The organism is Neisseria sp. 27098_8_112, from assembly GCF_041433235.1.
GTDB lineage: Bacteria > Pseudomonadota > Gammaproteobacteria > Burkholderiales > Neisseriaceae > Neisseria.
Genome location: NZ_JAPWBB010000003.1, coordinates 1 through 26,496, shown reverse-complemented (window position 1 = coordinate 26,496; position 26,496 = coordinate 1). Strand labels below are relative to the sequence as shown.

Genomic DNA, 26,496 nt, shown 5'->3' with positions numbered 1-26,496 from the left:
CCGCATGGAGCGTATCCGGCAACTACAACCAAAGCAAAGCCAGCGGCCACAGCCGCAGCGAAAGATATTAGGATCAACCAACAGCAGGTAAACAACCAAATGTGCCGTGTAGGGATCTGCCGTCCGGATGTTCAAGCCACTCTACCAAATTCCAATAAACGAATTTATATCGAATACGATCGCACCAGCTCAAACCGTGGAGCCGGACATGCATCGAGAGCATTGAGTAATGATCCGGATGCTATTGTAATTTTAAGGACTGTGGATTAAATTATGAATGTAAACAAAGATTTTTTTCTTGCAAGAGACGGCCATCCGAGCCTGAAACAGTTTTATTTTATTGGCGCGCCATTTGAAAAAGCACTGGATCTTTATCTAAAAAGACGTATGGATTTAAGTGATTTTTATCAAAATCTAAAACCGAAACTATCGTATTTGGATGAGGAGTATACCCTCAGTCAGAAATTGGATTTCTTGAATCCGCTTGAGATTACCGGATCATCCAAATATTTATTGTTGGAAACGCAGTCTGATTGGTCATTGCTAATAGGTAATAACCGGAACGGCACAGACTTTTCAAGTGTGCCGTATGAAGCCTTGCTGTGGAAAATCAGATTATTGACTATGTATTTACGTCCATATTTTGGCAAAGACGAATTCGGTGCGGTCTCATTTACCCTGTATGAGGGCAGCAAACAGGTTTCCCGTCATGACTGCGAAACCAGAAATGTTATGCTGCATAAAGAAACCAGTCGTGTCGAGTTTATGGAATATGGCACGCCGCTGCCGTTTGAACAGACAGAAAAATATACCGAAAGACTCAAAAAAAACAGGCTGACTGTGGAGATGATCGAAGAATATTGCAAACATTTAGGCATTTCATTATTTGATTTGGACTTCTACCAGTCCAAAGCCGCCCTTATTGAGATATTGAGAAACAAATAACTTTCATCTCTTCAAAAAGACAGTCTGAAAAATATCCAGGCTGTCTTTTAACGTCGGCAGCCAAAGCGGTCTCTTTGCCGGCGAAGGCGGCTACCACATCACAGCCGACAGCGTCCGGCTTAAAGGCGGCGCCATCGCTTCTGCCGCAGACAAAGACCACAACGAACTCACCGCCCGCAGTTTCAGCTTCGAAGACCTCCGCAACGAAAGCAGCTACAGTGCCCAAAGCATGGGCATCGGTGCCGGTTATGGCGGCAGCCTGAAAGGAAGCAACGGCTTCAATCAAAGCGCCTTCGGCCGTGCGTCCCAAACCGCCGGCCAGAACATGAACAAAGGCCTCAACTACAGCCCCACCCTGCCGCAACATGAAAGCGGCGACAGCCAAGGCTATACCCGCTCCGTACTCGGCGAAGGCAAAATTACCATCGGCGGCCAAGCCACCAGCGCCCGCGCACTCGGCATCCAAACCGATCTGCAAAACGCCTACCGCAGCGCCGAAGCCGTACCCGATCTGCAAAACCTACTCGACAAACAGCAAACCGTCGCCCAATCGACTGCCGCCATCCACAGTGCCGTCGGCACCTATAGGGGCAACCGTGCCAAAGCGGCAGCCGAAGAGCTGGAAAAACAACAGGCCGCCCACGAAGGCAGCCTGAAAGAGCGTAACGACGGCAGCTACGAACACTATCTCAGCCTAAGCGACGCACAACGACAACAAGAGATGCTGGCCCATTCCCCCGCCTACGCCCAAGCCTACCAAGAAGCCCGAAGCTGGGGCATAGGCGGCAGCAAAAGCCGTGCGCTTAGCGCCGCCGAAACCCTGATTACCGGAGCATTGGGCGGCCAGGGGGATCTGCAGCTGGCGGCCAATACTTTGGCACCGTATGCCGCAGCCGCCATCGGCAAGCGCTTCGGCCACGGTGAAAACAAAAACGAAGCCGCGCAAGCAATCGGCCACTTTATGCTCGGTGCCGCCTTGGCCTACGCCAACGGCGCCGACCCGCTTGCCGGCGGCAGCGCTGCCGTTGCCGCCGAACGCGCAGCCGAGTATCTGGCCAAACAATACGACGACGGCAAGACCGCCATCGACCCGATAACGGGGAAATTCAATCCCAACCTTCTGCCCGAGCACATTAAAGAAGAGATCAAAGCGCAGACCGGTGCGGTTGCTTCGGTAGTCGGTGCCACCGGAGGCAGCCTGAACGGCACCAACGGCGCAAACACCAATGCCCTGTTCAACGCACAGGTAGGGGGCGTGTTGGGGCAGAATGCGGTGGAGAATAATGCCCTAAACCGTTTGGACGGATTCACACCCGGCGAACGAAGCCTGAGAGCCAGAGCAGATAAGATCTACCAAAACAATCCAAAGGGCAAAGACCTTTACATCCGCTCTTACGAAGCCTATGAATTAGAAGCATCCTATCTGGCAGCCAAAGAGATTGTTGTAGGCACATGGGAGGGCATACGCCACCCGTGGGACAATACCATTGTTCCATTGGCCGAAGCCGTTTCCAGTCCCGTGCAAACAGTCAACAAAGTTGTGATGTCCTACGAAAACTGGAAAGCGGTTCGCGACGAAGCATATATCAACGATCCGCAACTTGCAGGCAGAATGGACGCAATGTTTGATGCCCGGGTTGGAACCAATGCAGCATTTATGGTTGTCAGCGGTGGGACGGCATCTGCCATTGTCCGCTCGTCTGCCGCCGCAAAGGTAGTGAATAGTGCCGGGAATTTAAGCAAAATTGTCCGCAAGGCCGAGGCTCCATCCGGAAAGGCTGTTCCTGTCGGCGAAGCCCGCATTCCCCAAAGCCCCCAAGCGGTAAAAGGAACAACCGTTACCTTGGCACAGGAACAACGCCTGGCCAACGGAGAGCTGATACCGAAAGGCTCTGTGGTAACGTGGTCGGACAATGCGGTAAAAGTGGTACGGCCCGACGGAATTAAAAAAATATTTAACTCTAAAATTTTAGAGGGAAGTACAGCATCGGTTTATGAATCCAAGCAGCTAATAAACTCTCAACAATTAATTTCTATTTGGCAAAATAACCCTCAATCCATTTGGGGATTATCAGCCGTAAGGATTGCAGAGCATTTTAACAATGCTGGATATAAAGCAACTGTTAGACAAAGCACACAAGGAAGTGGAAAGGCACTTATTGTAAAAATAGAAGGTCATAAAACAATCACTCAAATTCAAGTTCATCCAGGAGGAGGAAGACATGGTGGTGAATACTATAAAATATCTACAACAGATAAAGGGAAAATTAAAATAGTTAACCCTAAAACGTATAATAAAACAAATGAAAAAGCAACTATCTTATATAAATGAAAGGATTATTTATGGATGAGTTATCAAATTTGCGTTGGTCTGTTGTTGCCATGACTCAAGATCCTGATACTCAGAAAAAAATTACAGGATCTAGGCATACTGCTGGGGAGGAAATTGTTTTGGAATTCACTGATGCATTTGAAGAGTGTTTAGATAAAGGAAGTATCTTGACAACTAGACAAAAAGAAATGCTATTAAATTTAAATGCATATATATCTAGCATTAGTGGAGATGGATTCGATTTCATTTGGCTTGATGAATCAGGATTATATAGTCAGGAATGGGGAAATATACGTACATTAGCCAAGCAGGTGCTTAAAGAGTTTGGTTGGGAAAATATTTGTGCTTCTCCCTTGTATGAGAAAATATATATAAAATAAAAATTAGAGCTTAATTGCAAAAACGAAGAAACATCATAGGCCAAAAGCTAAATCGACAGCCTGAAAGCCGGCGGCGACATCAATATCCGCAGCCGCGAGGGCGACATTACCGTCCAAGGCAGCAACATTACTGCGGGCGACACCATCCGCCTCGATTCCGCGCGCGATATCCGGCTGCAGTCGGCCCAAGACAGCCAACATCAGGACGGCAAAAACCGCAATGCCGGCGTACAGGTCGGCGTCGGCGTTTCCGTTGGTGCGCAAACCGGTGTCTATATCTATGCCGAAGCGGCCTACGGCAAAGGCAAAAACCGTTCGGACAGCCAAACCCATCAAAACACCCTGCTGCAATCGGACAAACTGCAGCTCAGCAGCAAGGGCAATACCGTGCTGAACGGTGCCCAAGCCCATGCCCGACGCATCGACGCCAATGTCGGCGGCACCCTTTATATCGAAAGCCCGCAGGACACTGTCGAACAGGAGAGCAAACAAAGCGGCGGCGGCATCCGCGCCCAAGTCGCGCTCGGTACCGCATGGAGCGTATCCGGCAACTACAACCAAAGCAAAGCCAGCGGCCACAGCCGCAGCGTCGGCAACCAAAGCGGTCTCTTTGCCGGCGAAGGCGGCTACCACATCACAGCCGATAGCGTCCGGCTTAAAGGCGGTGCCATCGCTTCTGCCGCAGATAAAGATCACAACGAACTGACCGCCCGCAGTTTCAGCTTTGAAGACATCCGCAACGAAAGCAGCTACAGCGCCAGCAGCATGGGCATCGGCGCCGGCTACGGCGGCAGCCTGAAAGGAAGCAACGGCTTCAATCAAAGCGCCTTTGGTCGTGCGTCCCAAACCGCCGGCCAGAACATGAACAAAGGCCTCAACTACAGCCCCACCCTGCCGCAGCATGAAAGCGGCAACAGCCAAGGCTATACCCGCTCCGTACTCAGCGAAGGCAACATCACCATCGGCGACCAAGCCACCAGCGCCCGCGCACTCGGCATCCAAACCGATCTGCAAAACGCCCACCGCAGCGCCGAAGCCGTACCCGATCTGCAAAACCTACTCGACAAACAGCAAACCGTCGCCCAATCGACTGCCGTCATCCACAGCGCCGTTGCCACCTATAGTGGCAACCGTGCCAAAGCGGCAGCCGAAGAGCTGGAAAAACAACAGGCCGCTTACGAAGGCCGTCTGAAAGAGCAAAACGACGGCAGCTACGAACACTATCTCAGCCTAAATATTTTTCGGCATATATTGCTAATGTCTTTCTAAACCCTTCTAATATTTTTTTATTAATTCCTAATATATGTTTAGAAAAATTAATCTTTATTTCTTTGCTTATATGCCAAGAATTTTCCCTTTCATCAAATACATATCCATCTCTAGATTGTCTAATAATTTTATTATGATTCATAATCATCAACCTTTTTCTGAAACTCAATTTGAAGTTCTAATAATATCTTGTTAGCTTTTTCTCTAATATAACGTTGATTATAGAAATTACCTGATTTTTCTGACGTATGCCCCATGAGATGCTGTCTTATCTTTGCCTCTTTTTCAGAGGAGATAAAATCTTTATGGGAAGAATCATGATTTAAATTTTTATTATTCTTATCCACTTTTCGTGAAAAATATAAGTTCCATTCATGACGAAAAATATGCGGATAAATAATCGAGAATCTTGGATCTACCTTTTTCATCATTGGTACAATAACGTTATCAAAAGAACTTGTACTAATTGGACTCCCTTGAGTTTTTCCTTTTCGATGAGTTACAAACAAATATGGATGTGTATTCGCATTGGGAACTTTAGAACGATAATTTATAATATAATCATTAAGGAGTTGAGCTATCTTTTGTGATATTGGCAAGCGCCTTTCTTTAGTTTTACTAACTGCCTGAATTTTTCTTGTATCAAATTTATCATCATGCGTTCGCTTTATTGTAACTGATGGTTTAGCAGTCCCTATATCGATAAATGGTATTTTAAGTGATAATAGTTCTCCTCTTCTAATTCCTAATTCTTTCAGTAAGATAAACATTAAATGGTTTCTTTTTCTTATTCCGATATCTTGAAACGGATTATTAGGGTTTGAAAAGTTTGCAATAGACATAAACTCATCTAACAATCCATCGGGTAACTCACTTTCTGGTTTTATAGATAATGCTTTATGATTCTTAGGTCTTACTCCTTTAATTAGCATAAGTAATTTTTTTAATTTCTCAACATATTCGTTAGATGTACTTATTACTTTAGATAGAAATAAAATGTATTCTGAAAGCGTTGTTAACCTATTGTATTGGTGACTAAGGGATACAGACGGGTAAATATCAATAAATTGAGTTCGACCTTTCATTAACACACTTTTTTCGTACTAATTACATTCTTTTGCTTTTTTACATTTAGTCTCATATGTTGAATAAGCGATTCTAATTGATTTTCTGTTAAGAGTATCTCTTTATGAATTAGATCACTAATAACAAGATTATTCTCTTTTTCCCAGCTCATTAACCATTGTATGATTCCTAGTTTATTTCTAATGGTATTTACTGCGGATTGATTACGTAGTTCTACTGTCACCCATAGGGTTGAATAAAAATCAGGTATACCAGTTTTCTCATTAACTAACAGAGAAAAGCGTTCTCCATTTGAAAATAGGATTGTTTCTAGTCTATACATATCTACTAAATTTACAGAGTTTATATATATAAATACTAACAAATAAGATAACAAACGTCAAAATAAGTGTAAAAAAAGAGAAACCTTGTTATATAAGGTTTCTCTAGGTTTTAATGATTTATTTTTACAAAATTCAAGTATATAGAATTCAGAACGGAATATCGTCGTCGATATCATCAACCGGAGCAGTCGGTTGTGCCGGAGCAGGACGACGGGCTGGGGCGGCTGGGGGTTCTTGAGCCGGAGCAGATTGGTATTGCTGTTGTGGCGCTTGTTGGTAACTGCTTTGGCTTGAATGACCGCCTTGGTTGTAGCCGTCATCGTATGGTGCACCGCCGCTGTTGTCGTTGCGGCCGCCGAGCATTTTCATTTCGTTGGCGATGATGTCGTAAGCGGTGCGCTCGATGCCGTCTTTTCCTTGGTATTTACGGCTTTGGATACGGCCTTCCAGGTACACTTGGCTGCCTTTACGCAGGTATTGACCGGCGATCTCGGCGAGTTTGCGGTACATGGTGATGTTGTGCCATTCGGTACGTTCTACGCGTTGGCCGTTACGGTCATTCCACGTTTCGCTGGTGGCAACGCTGAAGTTACAGACGGCCTCGCCGTTGGGCATATAGCGGACTTCCGGGTCGCGGCCGAGACGGCCGATGAGGATAACTTTATTCAATGACATTTTACACTCCTGTGATAATTTTTTCGGCGGCCTCTTGGTCGAATCCTTTTTGCAAGGCCTTGATATAAATGGTTTGTTTGTCTGCGCTAAAGCTGATGCTTTCAACGCCTTCAATTTCGGTCAATTTTTGGTAGAGCAAATCCGGATTTTGTTGCCATTCGGCGTTAAGCGGATAGCTGAGGTTTTTGACAGGTTTAGGTGCCGGCGAAATGACTGCCAATACCAGCCACAGCAACATCAATACGCTACAAAAGGCAAATACGCCTACAAAACCGTATTTTTGGAACAATAAACCACCGGTTGCGCCGCCGACAAACAAGCCGACCGACTGCATGGTGTTATATACGCCCATCGCCGTGCCTTTCAAATCGGACGGAGCGATTTTCGATACCATAGACGGCAGGCTGGCTTCCAATACATTGAAACCAATAAAATAAACAATCAGATAAGCGGTAATCAACCATACCGAGTGCATTCCGAACAGCAGACCGATTTGCGCCGCGGCAATGCAGATGATACCAAGGATAAACACTTGTTTGAGTTTGTTGCGCGTTTCGCCGACGATAATCAGCGGCACCATAATAATCAAGCCGGTAATGGTTGACGGCAGATAGACTTGCCAGTGATGGATTTTTTCCAAACCCAGCTGCGTCATGGCAAACGGCAATGCGGTAAATAAAGCCATTTGCGCCGCATGCAAGGCAAAAATACCGAAGTCGAGATTGAGCAGTTGGCGGTTTTTCAATACCTCACCCATACGCGAAGGCTGCGCCTGCGTGTCTTCGTGCATTTTTGACACTTCCGGATCAGGTGTCATCCAGGCAACCACGCCGATACTGATTACCGTCAGAATACCGGTCAGCGCAAACAGGCCGGATACGCCGATAAAGCTGGCAATCATCGGCGCCAGCACTAGGCTGACGGAGAAGGTCAAGCCGATACTTAGGCCGATCATCGCCATCGCACGCGTCCGCACTTCGTTACGGGTCAAATCTGCCAGCAAAGCCGTTACCGCCGCACTGACGGCACCCGCTCCTTGAATGGCACGCGCGGCAACCAACATCTGCAGACTGTCGGCAACTGCGGCCAAAAAACTACCCGCCGCAAATACAATCAGGCCGGCATAAATCACTTTTTTGCGGCCGAACTTGTCGGAAGCCATGCCCAAAGGCAGCTGTAGCAAAGCCTGTGTCAGCCCGTAAATACCCATCGCCATACCGACCAGCGCTTTATTGTTTTCTGCTCCGGGCAACGAAGCGGCATACATCGCCAAAACAGGCAACACCAAAAACATCCCCAACATACGCAGTGCGTAAACGCCGGAAAGTGTGGTACTGGCACGCCACTCGTGCGGAAACATTTGAATGCGGTTATCTCTTGCCATAAATAATGTTTCAGACGGCCTTAAGTTTGCGAAAGGCCGTCTGAAAGTGTGAATTAACAGATTTCCTGATTATACAGGATTCAAAAGAATTGCATGGGGTCAAATCGCAAGCCGTTTATCGCAAACCTGCTTCATCGGTATAAAACGGTTTCAACTGAAAACCAGCATGCCCTATCCCATTTATCCCGAATCAACCCCACTGCCATCTATTCCGCCACGCGCCCAATACGGCATTCGGATATTTGTTGCTGCCCAAGCTGCCGTTAAACCTTGCCAACGCGCGGACAATATTGCCTTTTTCGATATTGTTGTAATGGCGCAGAATAGTGCAGCCGTAGCGCAGATTGGTGCGGATGTCGAAAAGGTTGTGCGACGGATTGCCGATATAGTTTTTCCAAAACGGCATCACCTGCATCAAACCGCGCGCACCCACGCCACTGATGGCATATTGGCGAAACGCGCTTTCCACTTCAATCAAACCCAAAATCACTTGAGTATTGAGTCCGGCCCGGCTGCTTTCGTATTGGATATTGATCAGCAGACGGCGGCGCTCGCCTTCATCGGGAATAAAGCGTGCCAATCGGGAAGACATCGCCGCCAACCAACGCTCCCCTTCCCTTGCATCGGTAAACACCAGCCGCGCAGGACTGGCGCTATTGATCGAACTGCGCATCACGGACGCCACATCATCGGCCAGCGTTTCTTCACGTTGCGCCCCCGCCCATGCGGCCGTAGGCGTCAGAAGCATGGCTCCGCCGACTTGCAACAGGCGGCGGCGCGATAAAAATAAGGAATCTTGGTTTTCCGATTTCATGTGTTTTCTCTTTTTAGGCCGTCAGAAAAGTTCAGACGGCCTTTGATATATTTGCTTAAAATCGGCATTATAAAATACATCTATGAGCAGAATCAAAGAGCTGTATTCCTTTTATTGTCAAGTGATACCGCCTCAAGTAACATTTAGGTTTTTCTAATCAAGCGGTATTTTTTATGACCACCACTCCCGCCAACGTTTTAGCCTCCGTCGATTTGGGTTCCAATAGTTTCCGCCTGCAAATTTGTGAAAACAACAACGGCCAGCTGAAAGTCATCGACTCCTTCAAACAAATGGTACGCTTTGCCGCCGGCTTGGACGAACAAAAAAACCTGAGCGAAGCCTCTCAAGAACAAGCCTTGGAATGTTTGGCAAAATTCGGCGAACGCCTGCGCGGATTCCAACCTGAAAACGTGCGCGTGGTGGCCACCAACACTTTCCGCGTCGCCAAAAACATCGCCCAATTCCTGCCCCGTGCCGAAGCGGCGCTGGGTTTTCCCATCGAAGTCATTGCCGGCCGCGAAGAAGCGCGTCTGATTTACACCGGCGTAGTGCATACCCTGCCGCCCAAAGGCGACAAAATGCTGGTTATCGACATTGGCGGCGGCTCGACCGAATTTGTCATCGGCTCGGATTTGCAACCGCTGACCACAGAAAGCCTGCCTTTGGGCTGCGTAACATACAGCATGCGCTTCTTCCAAAACAAAGTGACCGCCAAAGATTTCCAAGCCGCCGTTTCCGCCGCGCGTATCGAAATCCAGCGCATCAGCAAACTGATGAAGCGCACCGGTTGGGATTTCGCCATCGGCACGTCCGGTTCGGCCAAATCCATACGCGACGTTTTGGCGGCCGAATTGCCGCAGGAAGCCGACATTACCGCCCAAGGCATGCGTTATCTTGCCGATAGGATTATCGAAGCCGGTTCGGTTAAAAAAGCCAAATTTGAAAACCTCAAACCCGAACGCGTCGAAGTTTTTGCGGGCGGGTTGGCCGTGATGATGGCCGCTTTCGACGAACTCTCGCTGACCAAAATGACCGTTACCGAAGCCGCCCTCCGCGACGGCGTGTTCTACGACTTAATCGGCCGCAGCCTCAATGTCGATATGCGCGAGCAGACAACGGCAGAGTTCCAAAAACGCTACCACGTCAGCCTCAACCAAGCCAAACGTGTTGCCGATACCGCGCAAGCCTTCATGAACAGCCTGTGCCACGCCAAAAACGTAACCGTTCAAGAACTCGCCCTGTGGAACCAATACCTCAGCCGCGCAGGCCGTCTGCATGAAATCGGCTTGGATATCGCCCATACCGGTTATCACAAACACTCCGCCTACATTCTCGAAAACGCCGATATGCCGGGCTTCTCACGCAAAGAGCAAACCATTTTGGCGCAACTGGTTATCGGCCATCGCGGCGACCTCAAGAAAATGGCGGACATTATCGGCGACAACGAAATCATGTGGTGTGCCGTATTGTCCCTGCGTCTGGCCGCCCTCTTCTGCCGCTCGCGCCTGCCGCTCGATTTGCCGCCGCAAACCCAGCTTCGCGTCGATGAAAACAGCCACAGTTTCATCTTGCGCATCAATGCCCAATGGCTGGAGCAACACCCCCTCATCGCCGATGCGCTGGACTACGAAAGCGCGCAATGGCAAAAAATCGATATGCCTTTCTCGGTTCAAGCACAATAAACCGCGCTCCGTTATAATAGGCAGCTTTTCAAAATCCAAACCGCAGGCCGTCTGAAAACGACAGCCTGCCATACATCAAGGAAAACCATGAGAAAACCCCAACGCGGCTACGCCCGCCAAGACCGTGTCAAAGAGCAAATCATGCGCGAACTGGCCGAACTCGTCCGCACCGGCCTGAAAGATCCGCGCGCAGGCTTCATCACCATCAACGAAGTCGAAGTTACCCGCGATTACAGCCACGCGACCGTGTTCTACACTGTCCTCGACGACAGCACACGCGACATCACCGAAGAAGCTTTGGAACACGCCAAAGGCCATTTGCGCAGCGAATTGGCCAAACGCATCAAACTCTTCAAAACGCCCGAGCTGCACTTCAAATACGACGAATCGTTGGAGCGTGGCATGAGCATTTCCAGCCTGATCGACCAAGTGGCAGCGGAAAAACCGGTTGAATACTGATTGATTAAAACACACAGGCCGTCTGAATGCTTTCAGACGGCCTGAACATTACCCCCTACCCGATATGACAGCCAAACCCACCAAACGCCCGGTCAACGGCGTTCTTCTCCTCGACAAACCCGAAGGTCTTTCCAGCAACACCGCCCTGCAAAAAGCGCGGCGTTTGTTCCGTGCCGAAAAAGCCGGGCATACCGGCGTACTCGATCCTTTGGCCACAGGGCTTTTGCCTGTTTGTTTCGGCGAGGCGACCAAGTTTGCCCAATACCTGATTGATGCCGACAAAGCCTATACCGCCACGCTGAAACTGGGCGAAGCCAGCAGTACGGGCGATGCAGAAGGAGAAATCATCGCCACCGCACGCGCCGATATTTCATTGTCCAAATTTCAGACGGCCTGCCAAGCCTTAACGGGCGATATCCGCCAAGTGCCGCCGATGTTTTCCGCCCTCAAGCACGAAGGCAAACCGCTGTACGAATACGCACGCAAAGGCATCATTATCGAACGCAAAGCGCGCGACATCACCATTTACTCCATTGATATCACAGAGTTTGATGCACCCAAAGCCGTGATAGACGTACGTTGCAGCAAAGGCACTTACATCCGCACCCTCAGCGAAGACATCGCCAAACACATCGGCACATTCGCCCACCTGACCGCCCTACGCCGTACTGAAACCGCCGGATTTACCATTGCCCAAAGCCACACGCTCGAAGCTTTGGCAGAATTGGACGAAGCCGAACGCGATGCCCTATTGCTGCCTTGCGATGTTTTGGTACTACATTTCCCCAAACTTGAGTTGAACGACTACGCCGTTACCATGCTCAAACACGGCCAACGCCCCCAGTTCACTGAAGACATTTCCGCCGAACAGCCCATCCGCGTATACAGCCGAGACGGCACATTTATCGGACTGGTGGAATATCAAAAAGAAATAGGCCGTCTGAAAGCCTTACGCCTGATGAATACCGCCGACAAATAACTTCCTACAAAGAGAGCCAATCATGAAAGTCTATACCGCCGCCCAAATGCGTGAACGCGAACAAGCAGCCGTCGATAAAGGCACAAGCTTCGACCAACTGATGGAAAACGCCGGCAGCTCTGCCGCCCGAGACCTCATGCAGCGTCTCCCTCAAGCCGGACGCGCCTTGATCGTTTGCGGCAAAGGCAACAACGGCGGCGACGGCTTAGTCATGGCAAGATATATGCAGGCGCAAGGTTGGCACATCGACATTCTGTTTTCACTCGGAGAAAATCTCTCCCCCTTGGCTCAAACCAATCGCGAACGCCTCAACGGTTTGCCCCATATTGAATTGATATCCGTACAAGAACTGGAAGGCCGTCTGAAAAAAGGTTACGACATCATTATCGAAGGCATATTCGGAACAGGCTTCAGCGGCGCCCTTCCATCAGAAATCGCCGCCCTCTGCCGCCAACTTAATCATGCAGACGGCCTGAAAGTCGCCCTCGATATTCCCACCGGCCTCAACTGCGACACCGCCGAAGCCGATCCCGATACATTCCACGCAGGCCTGACCTACACCTTTGCCGCCTATAAACCGGCGCATTTAAGCGAGTCCGGCCAAACCTATTGTCAAGAAACCGTCTGTTTGCCTATTGGCATTGATTAAATGCCTATAAAAAATAACAGGGTGCAATTTTGCACCCTGTTATTTTTGCTTACTTCCAAATCTGCGCCAATTTAATCCCCAGCGCCGTCAAACCAAACGAACCGAAAACATGCAGACAGGTTGCCATCAAAGCCATGCCCCAACGTTGCGCCTGCATCAAACCCACCATCTCCACTGAAAAACCTGAAAATGTGGTCAAGCTGCCGAGAAAGCCGGTAATCCAAAGCAAACGCCATTGCGGATCGGTTAAGAGTTCTGCCAATACGCCGATCAGCAACGCTCCCAGCCAGTTTGCCGCCAATGTACCGATAGAAAAAGGCGCAGAAGACACCAGCACCAAGCCAAACAGCCAACGCAATACAGCTCCGACAGTGGCACCGCAAACAATGGGAAAAATATAAGCAAACATAACAAGTTAAAAATTCAATTCAAAAAACAGGCTATCCGGTCATTTAGGCCGTCTGAAAACCAAGCAAGGATGCCTTCATATCTTATTGCCAAATCTTAGGCGCGGATTTCAAATACCTGTCGTCATCAAAAGTACAAATCCATTGCGGCTTGAGCGCGATAAAAATGGCTGTTGAAATACCGCTCAAAAATGCCTCTGCCCAAGCGATTAAGAAGAAAACAGGAAAAGCAGTTTTCCACAATACCGCCGTATCAAACACATCCGCCCAGTCCAACAAGCCGACTAAAATTACGCCGGTAAACACCATACCGACCGCCGCAGCCCAAAAACCATTCAAAAAAATAAAGATAAAGATATTGGCAGGCAAACGCGACACCCAATGGCGGAAACCCAAGTTCACCAACAAAGGCGGAAGCAATACGGACAAGGCGTTGATGGGGAACATATGCCAATCGCCCCAAAGCCACAAATACGGAAAAAACAGCAATATGCCAAGGCAGAATGCGGCAGAGGTGCCCAGCATTAAAGCCGTCAGATTTAAAGCAAGCAAATGATAGCTCATGCCGGCCAGTTGTCCGCTTTCGGGAGAGGCATTCAAACTCCAAGCCAGCGGCAACATCACGGCAGCCACCCAAAATGCGGAACGATGCTGCGATACCGACACCCATGCCTGCTTTGCGCACAAAGCAAAAATCACCAGCAACACAGGCCATGCCGCCATCACGACACCAACGGGAAACCATCCGTTTTGAAAAATCATCATCTCATCCGCAAAATGTTCAGACGGCCTATTATACGCGTCTCAAGCCATAGCTTTGACAATCCTGTCTACCTTTGCCGTTAAAGCTTGTTTCGGCTGGTTTTGTTTACCCGAAAAAAGCGTTAGAATAACGGACTTTGCCGTTTAATTAAGGGGATGGACGCATGCTTTGGACAATATTGGCTTTAATTCTGCTGGCTGTCATAGCCGGCTTGTTCTGGTGGCGCCAGAAACAAGAGCAAAAGTGGCGCCAAGAATTGGCCCAACTCAGTGGCGACGAACAAGAAATAAACGAAGAAGACAGCTCGGTCGGTTTTTCCAGCCAACTGGACAGCCTGAAACGTTTATTCAGCATGAACAAACGCACTGCCGACAACCATAAAATCGCCCGCATCCGCCTGCTTTCTGCGCTCGAACACAATAAAACGCAACGCGCCGAAACAAACGAAGAGCATGCAGCAGAGCCGTTTGCCGAAGAGCCGGAACACATCGCAGCTACCGAAGAAGAAATCAAAGTTGCGCCTAAAACCCGTAAATCTGCCAAACCGGAACGTATTCCTAAAATCACGCCGTTTGCACAAATGGAAACGCCCGAATACAGCCCATCTTTGGTGCAAAACAGCAATTTTGAAGAAATCACATTAGAAGAAGCCACCCGTTCCCTGCATGAAGCAGCGGTTGAAGAATGGAACGAGCATTTGGCCGAAAAAAATGCGCCGATTTACAAAGACGAAGTCGAAACCCCATTGTTGCGCGCTTCATCCCTGCCGATGACAGGCATGGAAATCATCGACTACAACGACCCTATCTTGCGCCGCACACGCGAACGTGCCTTGGCGCGTGCCAATAATGTCCGCGTGGCAGAAGCCAATACGCCGCATATCGAAACCGTTCAGACGGCCTTAAGAACTGCCGAAAAAGAAGCCATCCTCCCCTATACTTCCATGCAGGCATTCCCTTCTGAAATCCAAGCCGAAGATATTCACGACAACCTTGCCCGCCGTACCGCCGCACGCCACAAACTGGCCGCAGCCGTCGCCCCATTGCGCGACTACTCTCCGCGCACCATCGAAAATGACGAAATTTTGGCCAACTTGGGACAAATCAGCCGTCCTGCCAGCTTGCGCCGTCAAGTTCGCCATACCGAAGCGGCCGCCGAAAGATGGGCGCGTAAACAAGCTGCCACGGAGGCTGTTGCACCACAACCTACCGCACCGGCAACGCCGTCCCGTCCGAAACCGGCTGCGCCTGTTAAAAAATCCCCTTATATCTCCCGACCTGCCGCGCCAAACGCAACCGTAGTCGAGCCGCCTGCCGTACCGGTTGTCCCTATGGCTAAAACCGATATTCCCGAGCCGCCCGTTTTCCAAACCTCGATTGCACCGATTGATATCCCCGAGCCGCCTGCTTTTGAACATAAAATCCAAGTGCCGATTTTTGATACACAAGTCAATGCGCATGTCAGCAACCAACCTGAACGCAGTATCCGCGATTATTTAATTAGCGAATCTGCCGTCGAAGAAACCGAATTCGATGGTGAGCCGGAAGCGCCTGTACAAGCGGAAGCAGAAGCTATTCAAGCGGTTGAAACCATTGAACCCTTTGAACCTGTTGAAACAATCGCAAGGCCGTCTGAATATACTCAGACAGTCGTTGAAACGCCTGTTCAAACCGTAGAATCCAGCGTTCAAAAGAGTATGCCAAGCGTAGTTCATCCGACTTCAACAACACTGACCGATGCGCTTCTACCGACCACTGCCCTGCTCCTACCGCCGCAGTTTGACCCGAGCGCCTCACAAACTGAAGAACAGTTGTTGGAAAACAGCATTACCATCGAAGAAAAACTGGCCGAGTTCAAAGTTAAAGTCAAAGTGATGGACTCCTATTCCGGCCCGGTCATTACGCGTTATGAGATTGAGCCTGATGTCGGTGTACGCGGCAGTGCCGTTTTGAACCTTGAAAAAGACTTGGCGCGCTCGCTTGGCGTGGCTTCCATCCGCGTGGTGGAAACCATCCCCGGCAAAACCTGCATGGGCTTGGAATTGCCTAATCCGAAACGCCAAATGATCCGCCTGAGCGAAATCTTCAATTCGCCTGCGTTTACCGAGTCCAAATCCAAACTGACCCTCGCGCTCGGCCAAGACATCACCGGCCAGCCTGTTGTCACAGACTTGGCCAAAGCGCCGCATCTGCTGGTTGCCGGTACGACCGGTTCGGGTAAATCCGTGGGTGTGAATGCCATGATTCTGTCTATGCTCTTCAAAGCAACGCCGGAAGACGTGCGCATGATTATGATTGACCCGAAAATGCTGGAACTGAGCATTTACGAAGGCATTCCTCACCTGCTCGCCCCTGTCGTAACCGATATGAAATTGGCTGCAAACGCACTGAACTGGTGCGTCAACGAAATGGAAAAACGCTACCGCCTGATGAGCTTTATGGGCGTGCGCAACCTTGCCGGTTTCAACCAAAAAATTGCCGAAGCCGCCGCGCGTGGTGAAAAAATCGGCAGCCCGTTCAGCCTCACGCCTGAAGATCCTGAGCCATTGGAAAAACTGCCGTTTATTGTGGTCGTCGTAGATGAATTTGCCGACCTGATGATGACCGCAGGTAAGAAAATTGAAGAACTGATTGCCCGCCTTGCCCAAAAAGCACGCGCAGCCGGTATTCATTTGATTCTTGCCACCCAACGCCCCAGCGTGGATGTCATCACCGGCCTGATTAAAGCCAATATTCCGACACGCATTGCCTTCCAAGTATCCAGCAAAATCGACAGCCGCACGATTCTTGACCAAATGGGCGCGGAAAACCTGCTCGGCCAAGGCGATATGCTGTTCCTGCCACCCGGTACCGGCTATCCGCAACGTGTACACGGCGCGTTCGCTTCCGACAATGAAGTTCACCGCGTAGTAGAATACCTGAAACAATTCGGCGCACCCGATTATATCGACGATATTTTAAGCAGCGGCTCAACCGAAGACTTTACCGGCACCAGCCGCAGCAACGACAGCGACCTCGACCCCATGTATGACGAAGCCGTTTCCGTTGTCTTAAAATCGCGTAAGGCCAGCATTTCCAATATCCAACGCCAACTGCGCATCGGCTACAACCGCGCCGCCCGCCTGATTGACCAAATGGAAGCCGACGGTATTGTTTCCCCGGCGGAAAACAACGGCAACCGCACCATCTTGGCGCAAAGCAGCGACCATCTGGATTAATTTATCCTTGTATAAATCAAGGCCGTCTGAAAACTTTTCAGACGGCCTTTTTAAATCAGATATGGTTCAGAGATTCCAATCAAATAAACAAGCAAATAAGTAATCTATAAACAACATTTCTTACAAATCTAAATGCTTTTGCATTAACGGCATTTGCTTCACAAAAATAAGGTTCAATCAACCAAACTCAACCTACAAAATACATATCTCTACCCGTTTGTCACCATTTTCAGACGGCCTTTTGTCAAGACCGGAAAAAACAGGTAAATCCATTTTTCGATTAGAAGCAATATTATTATGATTCAAGCCTTCGGCAACACCCCCACCCTTTACGAGGAAAAACAAATGAAAAAATATTTTGCAGAATTTTTCGGCACTTTCTGGCTGGTATTCGGCGGTTGCGGCAGCGCAGTATTGGCAGCAGCTTACCCTGAACTCGGCATTGGCTTTGCCGGTGTCGCCTTGGCGTTCGGTTTAACCGTACTGACCATGGCTTACGCCGTCGGCCATATTTCCGGTGGCCACTTCAACCCTGCCGTTTCCGTCGGCCTCTTCATCGGCGGCCGTTTCAACGGTAAAGACTTGTTGCCTTACATCGTATCCCAAGTCATCGGTGCGATTGCCGCTGCAGGCGTTCTGTATCTGATTGCTTCCGGTAAAACCGGTTTTGATGCTGTTGCTTCCGGCTTTGCCAGCAACGGTTTCGGCGAACACTCTCCTAACGGTTACGACATGATGGCCGCGTTGCTGATCGAATTCGTACTGACTGCATTCTTCCTGATTATCATCATGGGTTCTACCGACAAACTGGCTCCGGCCGGCTTCGCCCCTATCGCCATCGGCCTGGGTCTGACCCTGATTCACTTGATCAGCATTCCTGTGACCAATACTTCCGTCAACCCTGCACGCTCTACCGGCGTTGCCTTGTTCCAAGGCGGCTGGGCTGTTGAACAACTGTGGTTGTTCTGGTTGGCTCCTATTGCCGGCGCAGCAGTTGGCGCGGCTATTTACCGCTTTGTTTTGGCAAACAACGACGACAAATAAACTAAACGGAATGATATTTCCAGTGCGGCCGACACTCTAAACTGACCGCACCCAAGTTGCCGAGACACAAACGCACCGCCTGACTCAGACGGTGCGTTTGTTTTTACCATGTTACAATACTTTCTTTTCTCACATTCTCAAACCATCATGCAAACCTTACCTTTTCAAACCGATATCGCTGACAGAATGCTGGTCAATACCGAAAACGAAACCATTCATCCCGATGCCGTATTCGTACAAACACAAAACGGCTATTGGATTGCTTGGCACGACCAACAAGCCGCCCTGCTTGACCCCGACACGCCACCCGATATTCCCTGCTTTTGGGTAGAAGGCGCAGAAAGCCTGGAAGAGCTGGTAAGCATGGTAGAAAACGGTGAATTTGACGAAGTTGAAGAATTTGACGGCGATTATGATGCTTGGCAAGAAGCACTCGGATGCGACCATCATCACGAAGGACACTGCGGATGCAGTCATTGAGATGCACAAAACGCCTGCTTCCGGCACTTGCCCTTTGTCTGATGCTTAACGGCTGCGTTGTAGGCGCAGCTGTCGATTTGGCTGCCACAACCGTCCTGACTGCCGGAAAATTGGTCGTCAAAGGAACGGGGGCAGTGATTGACGCCGCCATTCCTGACAGCAAAAAAGACAAGGACAAAGAAAAAGAAAAGAGCACAGAAAAGCCAAAATCGGAAGAAATCATCCACAAAGAAGAATCATCCGATGAAGTACTTCAGACGGCCTCAGTAAGGTAACCAATCTTACTGAGGCCGTCTGAACATTCATCCTTACATATAGCCCTGTTCGCGCAAAGAGCAGGTTTCTTTTGCCGTTACAATAAAATGGTCCAATAGCGTAATATCGACCAAACTTAAAGCCTGTTTCAAACGCTCTGTAAACTGCACATCAGATTCAGACGGCCTTGCCGAACCGCCCGGATGATTGTGTGCCAAAATCAAACTGTCGGCATATTCATCCAATGCCAATTTGATGATTTCACGGATATAAACCGTGTTTTCCGCCACCGTACCGCGCGACAATTCCCGTACCGCAATCAATTGATTTTGACGGTTGAGCAGCAAAGCAACGCTGACCTCGATTTTTTCATGTCCAAGATGCAGACGCAGATAATCCGCAACCGATTTCGGGTTTGACAAAACAATCTGCTCCTGCAAATCTTCACCCAAAATCCGCCGCCCGATTTCTTTGACCACGGCAAATTGAGTATAGCTCGCCAAGCCCATGCCCTTATAAGCAGCGAGTGTTTTGGCATCCGCACTCATCAGCTTCCCCAAGCTGCCAAACTCGCTCAACAAATAACGCGCTAAATCAACCGCACTCATGCCGCGCGTTCCGACACGCAACAAAATCGCCAGCAACTCCGCATCACTCAACGCCGCCGCACCGTGCGCCAAGAGCTTCTCGCGCGGCCGCTCCCCTTCAGGCCATTCTTTAATGCTCATGTTTTCCCTTTTTATTCATATAGCGGATTTAGTTTTTATTTAGAACAAAACCATCTTGCCCACATAAAACGCAATCCGCACGATTTTATTAAAATTAATACAATTTGCGTATTTTACTCTATTTTGAATAATTATTTAAGACAAATGAATAACAATTAAACCTCTTTGTGCAGAAAAACAACGCTACCCATTTTTACTATCGTGTTCCCCTGCCTGCCTTTCCTTTCCTATTTGTTTCAAATCAGCCGCTACAAGCATTTTCATATTGCCCCTATGAGGCTTAGGCTAATATAATATTGAGTTTGCCGAGAGCAAAAGCTGAGGCTTAAACTGCTTTCTATCCACGCTGCCCGTGCGCTTTACAAGAGTTTCAGACGGCCTCCGTCCGACTCCCGCCAGCAATCAAACAGCTTTTTATCACCCATTCGAAAATCCGTTTTGCCGGTACTCGTCTTCCTTTTTGGAGTATTGCCATTATGACCGCAACCACTGCGTCTTCAGCCAAACCTTATTTGCAAATCCAAGGCTTGGTGAAAAAGTTTGGTGACAATTACGCTGTCGATAACATCGACTTGGACATTTACCAACATGAAATCTTTGCCCTTTTGGGCAGCTCAGGCAGTGGCAAATCCACGCTGCTGCGCATGTTGGCAGGCATGGAAAGCCCCAATCAGGGCAAAATCATTCTCGACGGCCAAGACATTACCAAGCTTGCTCCGTACGAGCGCCCAATCAACATGATGTTCCAAAGCTATGCCCTGTTCCCGCACATGAGCGTTGAGCAAAACATTGCTTTCGGTCTGAAACAAGACAAAATGCCTAAAGGCGAAATCGATGCCCGCGTCGAAGAAATGCTGCGCCTGGTGCAAATGACCAAATACGCCAAACGCAAGCCGCACCAACTCTCCGGCGGCCAGCAACAACGTATCGCTTTGGCACGCAGCCTGGCGAAACGTCCTAAAATCCTGCTGCTTGACGAACCTTTGGGCGCACTCGATAAAAAACTGCGCCAACAAACCCAACTGGAATTGGTCAACACGCTGGAACAAGTCGGCGTAACCTGCATCATGGTTACCCACGACCAAGAAGAAGCGATGACCATGGCTACCCGTATCGCCATTATGTCCGACGGCCAATTGCGCCAAGTCGGCACCCCTAGCGACGTGTACGATTACCCTAATAGCCGCTTTACCGCTGAATTTATCGGAGAAACCAATATTTTTGACGGTGTCGTCATTGACGACCGCGCCGATTTCTCCATCGTCAAATGTGACGGCTTGGAAAACCACGTCCGCATCGACCATGGCTTGGGCGTTCCGAATGATCATGAAATCTGGATCAGTATCCGCCCTGAAGACATTGATTTGCACAAAGAGAAACCGGAACACTTAGGCGCGCACAACTGGGCCCAAGGTACAGTCAAAGAAATTGCCTATCTGGGCAGCTTTGCGATTTACCACATCAAACTCGCCAACGGCCGTGTCGTTAAGAGCCAAGTTCCCGCACCTTATTGGTATGTGCGCAACATTACGCCGCCGACTTGGGACGAGACCGTCTATATCAGCTGGCCTGAAAACCAACCTACGCCTCTGTACAGTTAATTTGAGGGAAATGCAATGGACCTTAAAAAACTGAAAAAGAAACTGTTTCGCCGCCCCGGACAGCGTGCAGTTATTGCCGTGCCGTATATCTGGCTCTTGGTGCTGTTTCTGATTCCGTTCGCCATCGTCTTGAAAATCAGCTTTGCCGAACAAGAAATCGCCATTCCGCCATTTACGCCGTTGACAACGATTGATGAAGACTTAGGCCGTCTGAACATTGCCATCAGCTATCAGAACTACGCCGACATCTTCCAAAATTTTTGGAATACGCTCAATCCGTTTGGCGACAGTGAAAACAGCAATATCTATCTGATGACCTACTGGTCTTCGATTAAGACTGCGCTGACGACAACCATCATCTGCTTGCTGATTGGTTATCCAACCGCTTATGCCATTTCACGCGCCAATCCGGCTGCGCGCAACGGCCTGCTGTTGGCAATCATGCTGCCTTTTTGGACCTCTTTCCTGCTGCGTGTTTACGCATGGATGGGCTTATTGGGTCACAACGGCATCATCAACAATTTCTTAATCAAATACGGAATCATCAGCGAGCCTTTAGACCTGTTTTACAATGCTTTCTCGCTGAATTTGGTGATGGTTTACGCCTATTTGCCGTTTATGATTTTGCCGCTGTACACACAATTGGTAAAACTGGATAACCGCCTGCTCGAAGCCGCGTCCGACTTGGGCGCAGGTCCGATCAAATCCTTCTTTACCATTACCCTGCCTTTATCCAAAACAGGCATCATCGCAGGCTCTATGCTGGTCTTCGTTCCGGCCGTCGGCGAATTTGTGATTCCTGAATTGGTGGGCGGTTCTGAAAACCTGATGATCGGTAAAGTATTGTGGCAGGCATTCTTCGACCAAAACAACTGGCCGCTGGCTTCTGCCGTCGCCGTCGTTATGGTTGCCCTGCTGGTTGTACCGATTGCCCTGTTCCAGCACTATGAAAACCGCGAATTGGAAGAAGGAGGCAAATAATGCAGAAAACCAAATTATCCTGGTTCTTGAAACTGATGCTCCTGCTCTCGCTGGCATTCCTCTATATTCCACTGGTGGTTTTGGTCATCTATTCTTTCAATGAATCCAAACTGGTTACCGTTTGGGGCGGTTTCTCAACCAAATGGTACGGCGCATTGATGGAAAACGACACCATCTTGGAAGCGGCCTGGCTGTCATTGCGTATCGCCATCGTTTCCTCACTTGCCGCCGTAGCACTCGGCACATTGGCTGGTTACGCCATGGCGCGTATTAAACGCTTCCGCGGCAGCACCCTGTTTGCCGGTATGATTTCCGCGCCTATGGTGATGCCTGACGTGATTACCGGTTTATCCATGCTGCTGTTGATTATTCAGGTGCAAATGTTCCTGCAAGGCAGTGAATTGTTGCAATCGCTCTACTTCGATCGCGGCTTCTTCACCATCTTCCTCGGCCACACCACGCTTTGCATGGCGTACATTACCGTCGTTATCCGTTCGCGCTTGGTGGAATTAGATCAATCCTTGGAAGAAGCTGCAATGGACTTGGGTGCCCGTCCGCTGAAGATTTTCTTCGTGATTACCCTGCCGCTGATTGCCCCTGCGATTGCTTCCGGCTTCCTCTTGGGTATCACCCTGTCTTTGGACGACTTGGTGATTACCTCCTTCCTGTCAGGCCCGGGTTCATCGACATTGCCGCAAGTGATTTTCTCCAAAATCAAACTCGGCCTTGACCCTCAGATGAACGTTTTGGCAACCATCCTGATCGGTATCATCGGTACGCTGGTGATTGTCGTCAACTACTGGATGATGCGTCAGGCAACCAAACGGGAACGTGAGGCTGCCGAAGCCTACCGCCAAGAAAAATTGGCAGCCGAGAAAGCCGCCTAATATGCAGACAGGCTGTCCGATAAAGTGTCGGAACAGCCTGTTTTATTAACTGCACAGACGGCCTGAATCTAAGCCCACATTTAAGGCCGTCTGAAAACCTATTTTCAATGAAGTGAAAACCAACCTAAAGCTCAAATCATGATCAATCCCAGCTTCAAAGAATACCTTCCTTCCTACTATGTCAGCACGGCCAATCCCCATCCGTCTTATCCGACGCTTGAAGGCCGTCTGAAAACTGAAACCTGCGTTATCGGCGGCGGCCTGTCCGGTTTATGCACCGCCCTACCGCTTGCCGAAAACGGCCATGATGTCATCGTACTTGAAGCCGCCCGTATCGGTTTCGGCGCATCAGGTCGCAGCGGCGGACAAGTCATCAGCGACTTTGCCTGCGGCATGGAAGAAATCGAAAAACAAGTCGGTTTGGAACAGGCCCAATGGTTCTGGCAGCAATCTCTGCAAGCCGTTGAACTGGTTGACTCGCGCATTCAAAAACACAACATCCAATGCGACTGGCAACGCGGCTACGCTACCGTCGCCGTCCGTCCTCAGCATTGGGAAGAATTGCAACAATGGCACGAACACGCCCAAAAACATTATGGCGCAAGCCATTACCAGCTTTGGGATAAAGCTACACTGAAGCAACAACTTGCCAGCGATATGTATCAAGGCGCGCAATTTGATCCTTTATCCGGCCACTTGCACCCGCTCAATTACACCTTAGGCATTGTCAAAGCGGCAGCCGATGCAGGCGCACAAATTTTTGAGCAATCCCCGATGACGCGTATCGAGCCATGCGATAACGGCTGGCTGGTTCATACACCTAATGGCAGCGTCGAGTGCAAAAACCTCGTTTATGCCGTCAATACTTATGCCGGTTTACACCCGAAATTCAAAGTATTGGAACAAAAAGCCATTGCCGTCAGTACCTTTATCATCGCCACCGAGCCTCTGGGCGAGCGTGCCAAAGACCTGATCCGCAACAATATGGCCATCTGCGACAACCGCCACGTCCTCGACTACTACCGCCTCAGCGCCGACGGCCGCCTACTCTTTGGAGGAAAGGACAACGAGTTTATCGATGACCCAGACCGCATGACCGAACTTGTCCGCCAAGACATGCTGAAAGTTTTCCCACAACTTGCCGATGCCAGAATCGAGCATTCTTGGGGCGGCGAATGCGACATCACGCGCAACCTCGCTCCACATTTCGGCCGCCTTGCCCCTACCGTTTTCTACGCCCAGGGCTATTCCGGACACGGCATGGCGATTACCGGCATTGCCGGTTTGGCGATTGCCGAAGCCATCATGGGCGATGACGGCCGTCTGAAACCTTTTAAGCAACTGCGCCACAGCAACATCATTACCCAGCCTTTCCTGCGCAAACTCGGCTCTTTCCTCGGCTCAAAATACTATCAATGGAAAGACAGCCACTAAACCCAAGCAACAAACATATTTCAGACGGCGGCAGATTCAAGTAAAATTCAGGCCGTCTGAAAGCTTAGATACGACAAAATTCAATCATTTATCAGCAAGGAAACCATCATGAGCAACCATCATACACTCATCATCCTCGGCTCCGGCCCTGCCGGCTATACTGCCGCCGTCTATGCCGCCCGTGCCAACCTCAACCCTGTGATCATTACCGGCGTTGAGCAAGGCGGACAACTGATGATCACCACCGAAGTGGACAACTGGCCTGCCGATGCAGAAGGCGTACAAGGTCCGGAACTAATGGCCCGTTTCCAAGCTCATGCCGAACGCTTCGGCACTGAAATGATTTTCGACCAAATCCACACCGTTGATTTGCAAAACCGTCCGTTTACCCTCAAAGGCGATATGGGCGAATACACCTGCGATGCGCTCATCGTTGCCACCGGCGCATCCGCCAAATATTTAGGTTTGCCAAGCGAAGAAACCTTTGCCGGCAAAGGCGTTTCCGCCTGTGCAACTTGCGATGGTTTCTTCTACAAAAAACAAGATGTTGCTGTAGTCGGCGGTGGCAATACCGCTGTGGGAGAAGCCCTCTACCTTGCCAATATCGCCAACACCGTTACCCTGATTCACCGCCGCGACAGCTTCCGCGCCGAGAAAATCATGGTGGATAAACTGATGCAACGCGTCGAAGAAGGCAAAATCATCCTCAAGCTCAACAGCTCGGTTGATGAAATCTTGGGCGACGAAAGCGGCGTTACCGGTGCACGCCTGAAACATGATGACGGCAGCACTGAAGAAATCGCTGTAAAAGGCGTTTTCATCGCCATCGGCCACAAACCCAACACCGATATCTTCAAAGGCCAACTCGATATGGATGAAACCGGCTACCTGAAAACCAAAGGCGGTACCGGTGACAATGTCGGCGCAACCAATATCGAAGGCGTATGGGCGGCAGGCGACGTCAAAGACCACACCTACCGTCAAGCCATCACCAGCGCAGCTTCCGGCTGCCAAGCCGCGCTTGATGCCGAACGTTGGCTCGACCGCCACGGCGTATGAGCCTCTAAGCTACGTCCTATTCTTTAAAACATAATCAAAAGGCCATCTGAAATTTCAGACGGCCTGAGATCTTTACAAAATTCCTTTCCCCCAACAGCCGAAACCTAAACAAAGATTTTCGGCTGTTTTTGTTTCGAATATCCACTGATTCTACTCAAATACCCCCTTAATCCCCCTTGGATACCTGATAATCAGGTATCCGACTGCCTTTTAGGCGGCAACAGGCGCACTTAGCCTGTTGGCGGCTTTCAATAGGTTCAAACACATCGCCTTCAGATGGCTTTGTGCACTCACTTTAACCAGCCCGAAATAGGCTGCCCGCGCATAGCGGAATTTACGGTGCAACGTACCAAAGCTCTGTTCGACCACATAACGGGTCTTTGACAAATATCGGTTGCGTTTGGTTTGCGCTTCCGACAGCGGATGTTTGCGGTGAGCTTTGCGCATAATGCCGTCCTGCAGCCAACGCTCTTCCAGATGTTGCCGGTTTTCCTCACTGTCATAGCCTTTGTCGGCATAGACGGTCGTATCTTTGGCTATACCTTCCAGCAAAGGCAACAGGTGGTTGCACTCATGGGTATTGGCGGGGGGTAATGTGCAGTTTCTCGATATAGCCTTCCTCATCGGTACGGGTATGTTGTTTGTAACCGAGTTTGTAGAGGC

The 26,496-nt window shown here is 49.6% G+C and carries 24 protein-coding genes and 2 pseudogenes; 17 read left to right on the top strand and 9 right to left on the bottom strand.

The genetic code is table 11. The features are described 5' to 3' along the window. Nucleotides 1–273 precede the first annotated feature (273 nt). A complete protein-coding gene (locus O3682_RS02715; protein ID WP_003686835.1) occupies nucleotides 274–945 on the top strand; it encodes a hypothetical protein in 672 nt (223 codons plus the stop codon). Here the strand turns inward: O3682_RS02715 and O3682_RS02710 are convergent. Continuing rightward, on the bottom strand, nucleotides 920–1,231 hold the full coding sequence (locus O3682_RS02710; RefSeq protein ID WP_371508264.1) for a hypothetical protein: 312 nt from the start codon (nucleotides 1,229–1,231) through the stop codon (nucleotides 920–922). The two genes, O3682_RS02715 and O3682_RS02710, sit on opposite strands and share 26 nt — an antisense overlap. Before the next feature lie 1,458 nt (nucleotides 1,232–2,689). Between O3682_RS02710 and O3682_RS02705 the strand changes: the two are divergent. From O3682_RS02705 to O3682_RS02695, 3 genes and pseudogenes are all read left to right on the top strand, one after another. After that, nucleotides 2,690–2,911: pseudogene (locus O3682_RS02705) on the top strand (adhesin); the annotation flags it as partial. 377 nt (nucleotides 2,912–3,288) lie between these two features. Next, nucleotides 3,289–3,657: a hypothetical protein gene (locus O3682_RS02700; protein WP_003712418.1), complete on the top strand. Its 369-nt coding sequence runs from the start codon at nucleotides 3,289–3,291 to the stop codon at nucleotides 3,655–3,657. A 51-nt stretch (nucleotides 3,658–3,708) separates the two neighbouring features. Beyond that, nucleotides 3,709–4,926, top strand: a complete 1,218-nt coding sequence (locus O3682_RS02695; protein WP_371508483.1) for a hemagglutinin repeat-containing protein — start codon at nucleotides 3,709–3,711, stop codon at nucleotides 4,924–4,926. A 131-nt stretch (nucleotides 4,927–5,057) separates the two neighbouring features. Here the strand turns inward: O3682_RS02695 and O3682_RS02690 are convergent, their stop codons facing one another. The 4 genes from O3682_RS02690 to O3682_RS02675 all read right to left on the bottom strand — a co-directional run bounded on the left by O3682_RS02690 (nucleotide 5,058) and on the right by O3682_RS02675 (nucleotide 9,208). Continuing rightward, on the bottom strand, nucleotides 5,058–6,011 hold the full coding sequence (locus O3682_RS02690; protein ID WP_371508262.1) for a site-specific integrase: 954 nt from the start codon (nucleotides 6,009–6,011) through the stop codon (nucleotides 5,058–5,060). Between the two features lie 471 nt (nucleotides 6,012–6,482). Beyond that, the gene (locus tag O3682_RS02685; protein WP_049332709.1) at nucleotides 6,483–7,010 is read right to left on the bottom strand and encodes a single-stranded DNA-binding protein; all 528 of its coding nucleotides are present in this window, start codon (nucleotides 7,008–7,010) and stop codon (nucleotides 6,483–6,485) included. Between the two features lies 1 nt (nucleotide 7,011). Next, nucleotides 7,012–8,394, bottom strand: coding sequence for an MFS transporter (locus tag O3682_RS02680; RefSeq protein ID WP_070461587.1), 1,383 nt, complete (start codon nucleotides 8,392–8,394; stop codon nucleotides 7,012–7,014). Nucleotides 8,395–8,584: 190 nt separating this feature from the next. Next, entirely contained in the window at nucleotides 8,585–9,208 is a 624-nt protein-coding gene (locus O3682_RS02675) for a lytic transglycosylase domain-containing protein (protein ID WP_101755603.1), read from the bottom strand. Nucleotides 9,209–9,381: 173 nt separating this feature from the next. On the opposite strand from O3682_RS02675, the gene ppx reads away from it, so the two are divergent. The 4 genes from ppx (at nucleotide 9,382) to O3682_RS02655 (ending at nucleotide 12,977) form a co-directional block, all read left to right on the top strand. Beyond that, nucleotides 9,382–10,890: an exopolyphosphatase gene (gene ppx / locus O3682_RS02670; RefSeq protein WP_254323804.1), complete on the top strand. Its 1,509-nt coding sequence runs from the start codon at nucleotides 9,382–9,384 to the stop codon at nucleotides 10,888–10,890. A gap of 87 nt (nucleotides 10,891–10,977) precedes the next feature. Continuing rightward, nucleotides 10,978–11,349, top strand: a complete 372-nt coding sequence (rbfA, locus tag O3682_RS02665) for a 30S ribosome-binding factor RbfA (RefSeq protein ID WP_371508260.1) — start codon at nucleotides 10,978–10,980, stop codon at nucleotides 11,347–11,349. A gap of 64 nt (nucleotides 11,350–11,413) precedes the next feature. Then, nucleotides 11,414–12,328, top strand: a complete 915-nt coding sequence (truB, locus tag O3682_RS02660; protein ID WP_371508258.1) for a tRNA pseudouridine(55) synthase TruB — start codon at nucleotides 11,414–11,416, stop codon at nucleotides 12,326–12,328. Nucleotides 12,329–12,350: 22 nt separating this feature from the next. Further along, nucleotides 12,351–12,977, top strand: coding sequence for an NAD(P)H-hydrate epimerase (locus O3682_RS02655; RefSeq protein ID WP_371508257.1), 627 nt, complete (start codon nucleotides 12,351–12,353; stop codon nucleotides 12,975–12,977). A 49-nt stretch (nucleotides 12,978–13,026) separates the two neighbouring features. On the opposite strand, the gene O3682_RS02650 is transcribed toward O3682_RS02655, so the two are convergent. Together O3682_RS02650 and O3682_RS02645 are read right to left on the bottom strand one after the other, a co-directional pair. Beyond that, nucleotides 13,027–13,386, bottom strand: a complete 360-nt coding sequence (locus tag O3682_RS02650) for a CrcB family protein (RefSeq protein WP_371508255.1) — start codon at nucleotides 13,384–13,386, stop codon at nucleotides 13,027–13,029. 82 nt (nucleotides 13,387–13,468) lie between these two features. Continuing rightward, complete coding sequence (locus tag O3682_RS02645; protein ID WP_371508481.1) at nucleotides 13,469–14,146, bottom strand: energy-coupling factor ABC transporter permease; 678 nt, start codon at nucleotides 14,144–14,146, stop codon at nucleotides 13,469–13,471. Nucleotides 14,147–14,310: 164 nt separating this feature from the next. Between O3682_RS02645 and O3682_RS02640 the strand changes: the two genes are divergently transcribed. From O3682_RS02640 to O3682_RS02625, 4 genes are all read left to right on the top strand, one after another. Then, nucleotides 14,311–17,364 (top strand): DNA translocase FtsK, encoded by a 3,054-nt coding sequence (locus tag O3682_RS02640; protein ID WP_371508253.1) that lies wholly within the window; start codon nucleotides 14,311–14,313, stop codon nucleotides 17,362–17,364. Nucleotides 17,365–17,661: 297 nt separating this feature from the next. Continuing rightward, nucleotides 17,662–18,408 carry an aquaporin Z gene (gene aqpZ, locus O3682_RS02635; RefSeq protein ID WP_283254566.1) on the top strand — a complete coding sequence of 249 codons (747 nt, stop codon included), beginning with the start codon at nucleotides 17,662–17,664 and terminating at the stop codon, nucleotides 18,406–18,408. Nucleotides 18,409–18,555: 147 nt separating this feature from the next. Further along, nucleotides 18,556–18,888 carry a hypothetical protein gene (locus tag O3682_RS02630; RefSeq protein ID WP_371508250.1) on the top strand — a complete coding sequence of 111 codons (333 nt, stop codon included), beginning with the start codon at nucleotides 18,556–18,558 and terminating at the stop codon, nucleotides 18,886–18,888. Continuing rightward, nucleotides 18,876–19,163: an NF038104 family lipoprotein gene (locus O3682_RS02625; protein ID WP_371508249.1), complete on the top strand. Its 288-nt coding sequence runs from the start codon at nucleotides 18,876–18,878 to the stop codon at nucleotides 19,161–19,163. Before O3682_RS02630 ends, O3682_RS02625 begins: the two co-directional genes overlap by 13 nt. A 33-nt stretch (nucleotides 19,164–19,196) precedes the next feature. On the opposite strand, the gene radC is transcribed toward O3682_RS02625, so the two are convergent. Then, nucleotides 19,197–19,871, bottom strand: a complete 675-nt coding sequence (gene radC, locus O3682_RS02620; RefSeq protein WP_254323810.1) for a RadC family protein — start codon at nucleotides 19,869–19,871, stop codon at nucleotides 19,197–19,199. Between the two features lie 476 nt (nucleotides 19,872–20,347). Here radC and O3682_RS02615 point away from each other — a divergent pair, with 476 nt between their 5' ends. From O3682_RS02615 to trxB, 5 genes are all read left to right on the top strand, one after another. Next, complete coding sequence (locus O3682_RS02615; protein WP_063076462.1) at nucleotides 20,348–21,472, top strand: ABC transporter ATP-binding protein; 1,125 nt, start codon at nucleotides 20,348–20,350, stop codon at nucleotides 21,470–21,472. Between the two features lie 15 nt (nucleotides 21,473–21,487). Then, a complete protein-coding gene (locus O3682_RS02610) occupies nucleotides 21,488–22,453 on the top strand; it encodes an ABC transporter permease subunit (protein WP_049335897.1) in 966 nt (321 codons plus the stop codon). Continuing rightward, nucleotides 22,453–23,340 (top strand): ABC transporter permease subunit, encoded by an 888-nt coding sequence (locus O3682_RS02605; RefSeq protein WP_003679574.1) that lies wholly within the window; start codon nucleotides 22,453–22,455, stop codon nucleotides 23,338–23,340. Before O3682_RS02610 ends, O3682_RS02605 begins: the two co-directional genes overlap by 1 nt. A 138-nt stretch (nucleotides 23,341–23,478) precedes the next feature. Further along, nucleotides 23,479–24,774, top strand: coding sequence for an NAD(P)/FAD-dependent oxidoreductase (locus tag O3682_RS02600; RefSeq protein WP_371508248.1), 1,296 nt, complete (start codon nucleotides 23,479–23,481; stop codon nucleotides 24,772–24,774). A 108-nt stretch (nucleotides 24,775–24,882) separates the two neighbouring features. Further along, nucleotides 24,883–25,833, top strand: coding sequence for a thioredoxin-disulfide reductase (gene trxB / locus O3682_RS02595; RefSeq protein ID WP_371508247.1), 951 nt, complete (start codon nucleotides 24,883–24,885; stop codon nucleotides 25,831–25,833). Nucleotides 25,834–26,043: 210 nt separating this feature from the next. On the opposite strand, the pseudogene O3682_RS02590 reads toward trxB, so the two are convergent. Further along, nucleotides 26,044–26,496 (bottom strand): annotated as a pseudogene (locus O3682_RS02590) (transposase); the annotation flags it as partial.

Bases quoted from the DNA above. Each gene is read 5' to 3' on its own strand.
- O3682_RS02640 (WP_371508253.1), top strand. From the start codon at position 14,311: ATGCTTTGGACAATATTGGCTTTAATTCTGCTGGCTGTCATAGCCGGC.
- O3682_RS02685 (WP_049332709.1), bottom strand. From the start codon at position 7,010: ATGTCATTGAATAAAGTTATCCTCATCGGCCGTCTCGGCCGCGACCCG.
- O3682_RS02605 (WP_003679574.1), top strand. From the start codon at position 22,453: ATGCAGAAAACCAAATTATCCTGGTTCTTGAAACTGATGCTCCTGCTC.
- O3682_RS02655 (WP_371508257.1), top strand. From the start codon at position 12,351: ATGAAAGTCTATACCGCCGCCCAAATGCGTGAACGCGAACAAGCAGCC.
- O3682_RS02690 (WP_371508262.1), bottom strand. From the start codon at position 6,011: ATGAAAGGTCGAACTCAATTTATTGATATTTACCCGTCTGTATCCCTT.
- O3682_RS02615 (WP_063076462.1), top strand. From the start codon at position 20,348: ATGACCGCAACCACTGCGTCTTCAGCCAAACCTTATTTGCAAATCCAA.
- aqpZ (WP_283254566.1), top strand. From the start codon at position 17,662: ATGATTCAAGCCTTCGGCAACACCCCCACCCTTTACGAGGAAAAACAA.
- ppx (WP_254323804.1), top strand. From the start codon at position 9,382: ATGACCACCACTCCCGCCAACGTTTTAGCCTCCGTCGATTTGGGTTCC.
- O3682_RS02610 (WP_049335897.1), top strand. From the start codon at position 21,488: ATGGACCTTAAAAAACTGAAAAAGAAACTGTTTCGCCGCCCCGGACAG.
- O3682_RS02700 (WP_003712418.1), top strand. From the start codon at position 3,289: ATGGATGAGTTATCAAATTTGCGTTGGTCTGTTGTTGCCATGACTCAA.
- O3682_RS02630 (WP_371508250.1), top strand. From the start codon at position 18,556: ATGCAAACCTTACCTTTTCAAACCGATATCGCTGACAGAATGCTGGTC.
- O3682_RS02600 (WP_371508248.1), top strand. From the start codon at position 23,479: ATGATCAATCCCAGCTTCAAAGAATACCTTCCTTCCTACTATGTCAGC.
- O3682_RS02680 (WP_070461587.1), bottom strand. From the start codon at position 8,394: ATGGCAAGAGATAACCGCATTCAAATGTTTCCGCACGAGTGGCGTGCC.
- trxB (WP_371508247.1), top strand. From the start codon at position 24,883: ATGAGCAACCATCATACACTCATCATCCTCGGCTCCGGCCCTGCCGGC.
- O3682_RS02625 (WP_371508249.1), top strand. From the start codon at position 18,876: ATGCAGTCATTGAGATGCACAAAACGCCTGCTTCCGGCACTTGCCCTT.
- radC (WP_254323810.1), bottom strand. From the start codon at position 19,871: ATGAGCATTAAAGAATGGCCTGAAGGGGAGCGGCCGCGCGAGAAGCTC.
- O3682_RS02715 (WP_003686835.1), top strand. From the start codon at position 274: ATGAATGTAAACAAAGATTTTTTTCTTGCAAGAGACGGCCATCCGAGC.
- O3682_RS02650 (WP_371508255.1), bottom strand. From the start codon at position 13,386: ATGTTTGCTTATATTTTTCCCATTGTTTGCGGTGCCACTGTCGGAGCT.
- truB (WP_371508258.1), top strand. From the start codon at position 11,414: ATGACAGCCAAACCCACCAAACGCCCGGTCAACGGCGTTCTTCTCCTC.
- O3682_RS02675 (WP_101755603.1), bottom strand. From the start codon at position 9,208: ATGAAATCGGAAAACCAAGATTCCTTATTTTTATCGCGCCGCCGCCTG.
- rbfA (WP_371508260.1), top strand. From the start codon at position 10,978: ATGAGAAAACCCCAACGCGGCTACGCCCGCCAAGACCGTGTCAAAGAG.
- O3682_RS02645 (WP_371508481.1), bottom strand. From the start codon at position 14,146: ATGATTTTTCAAAACGGATGGTTTCCCGTTGGTGTCGTGATGGCGGCA.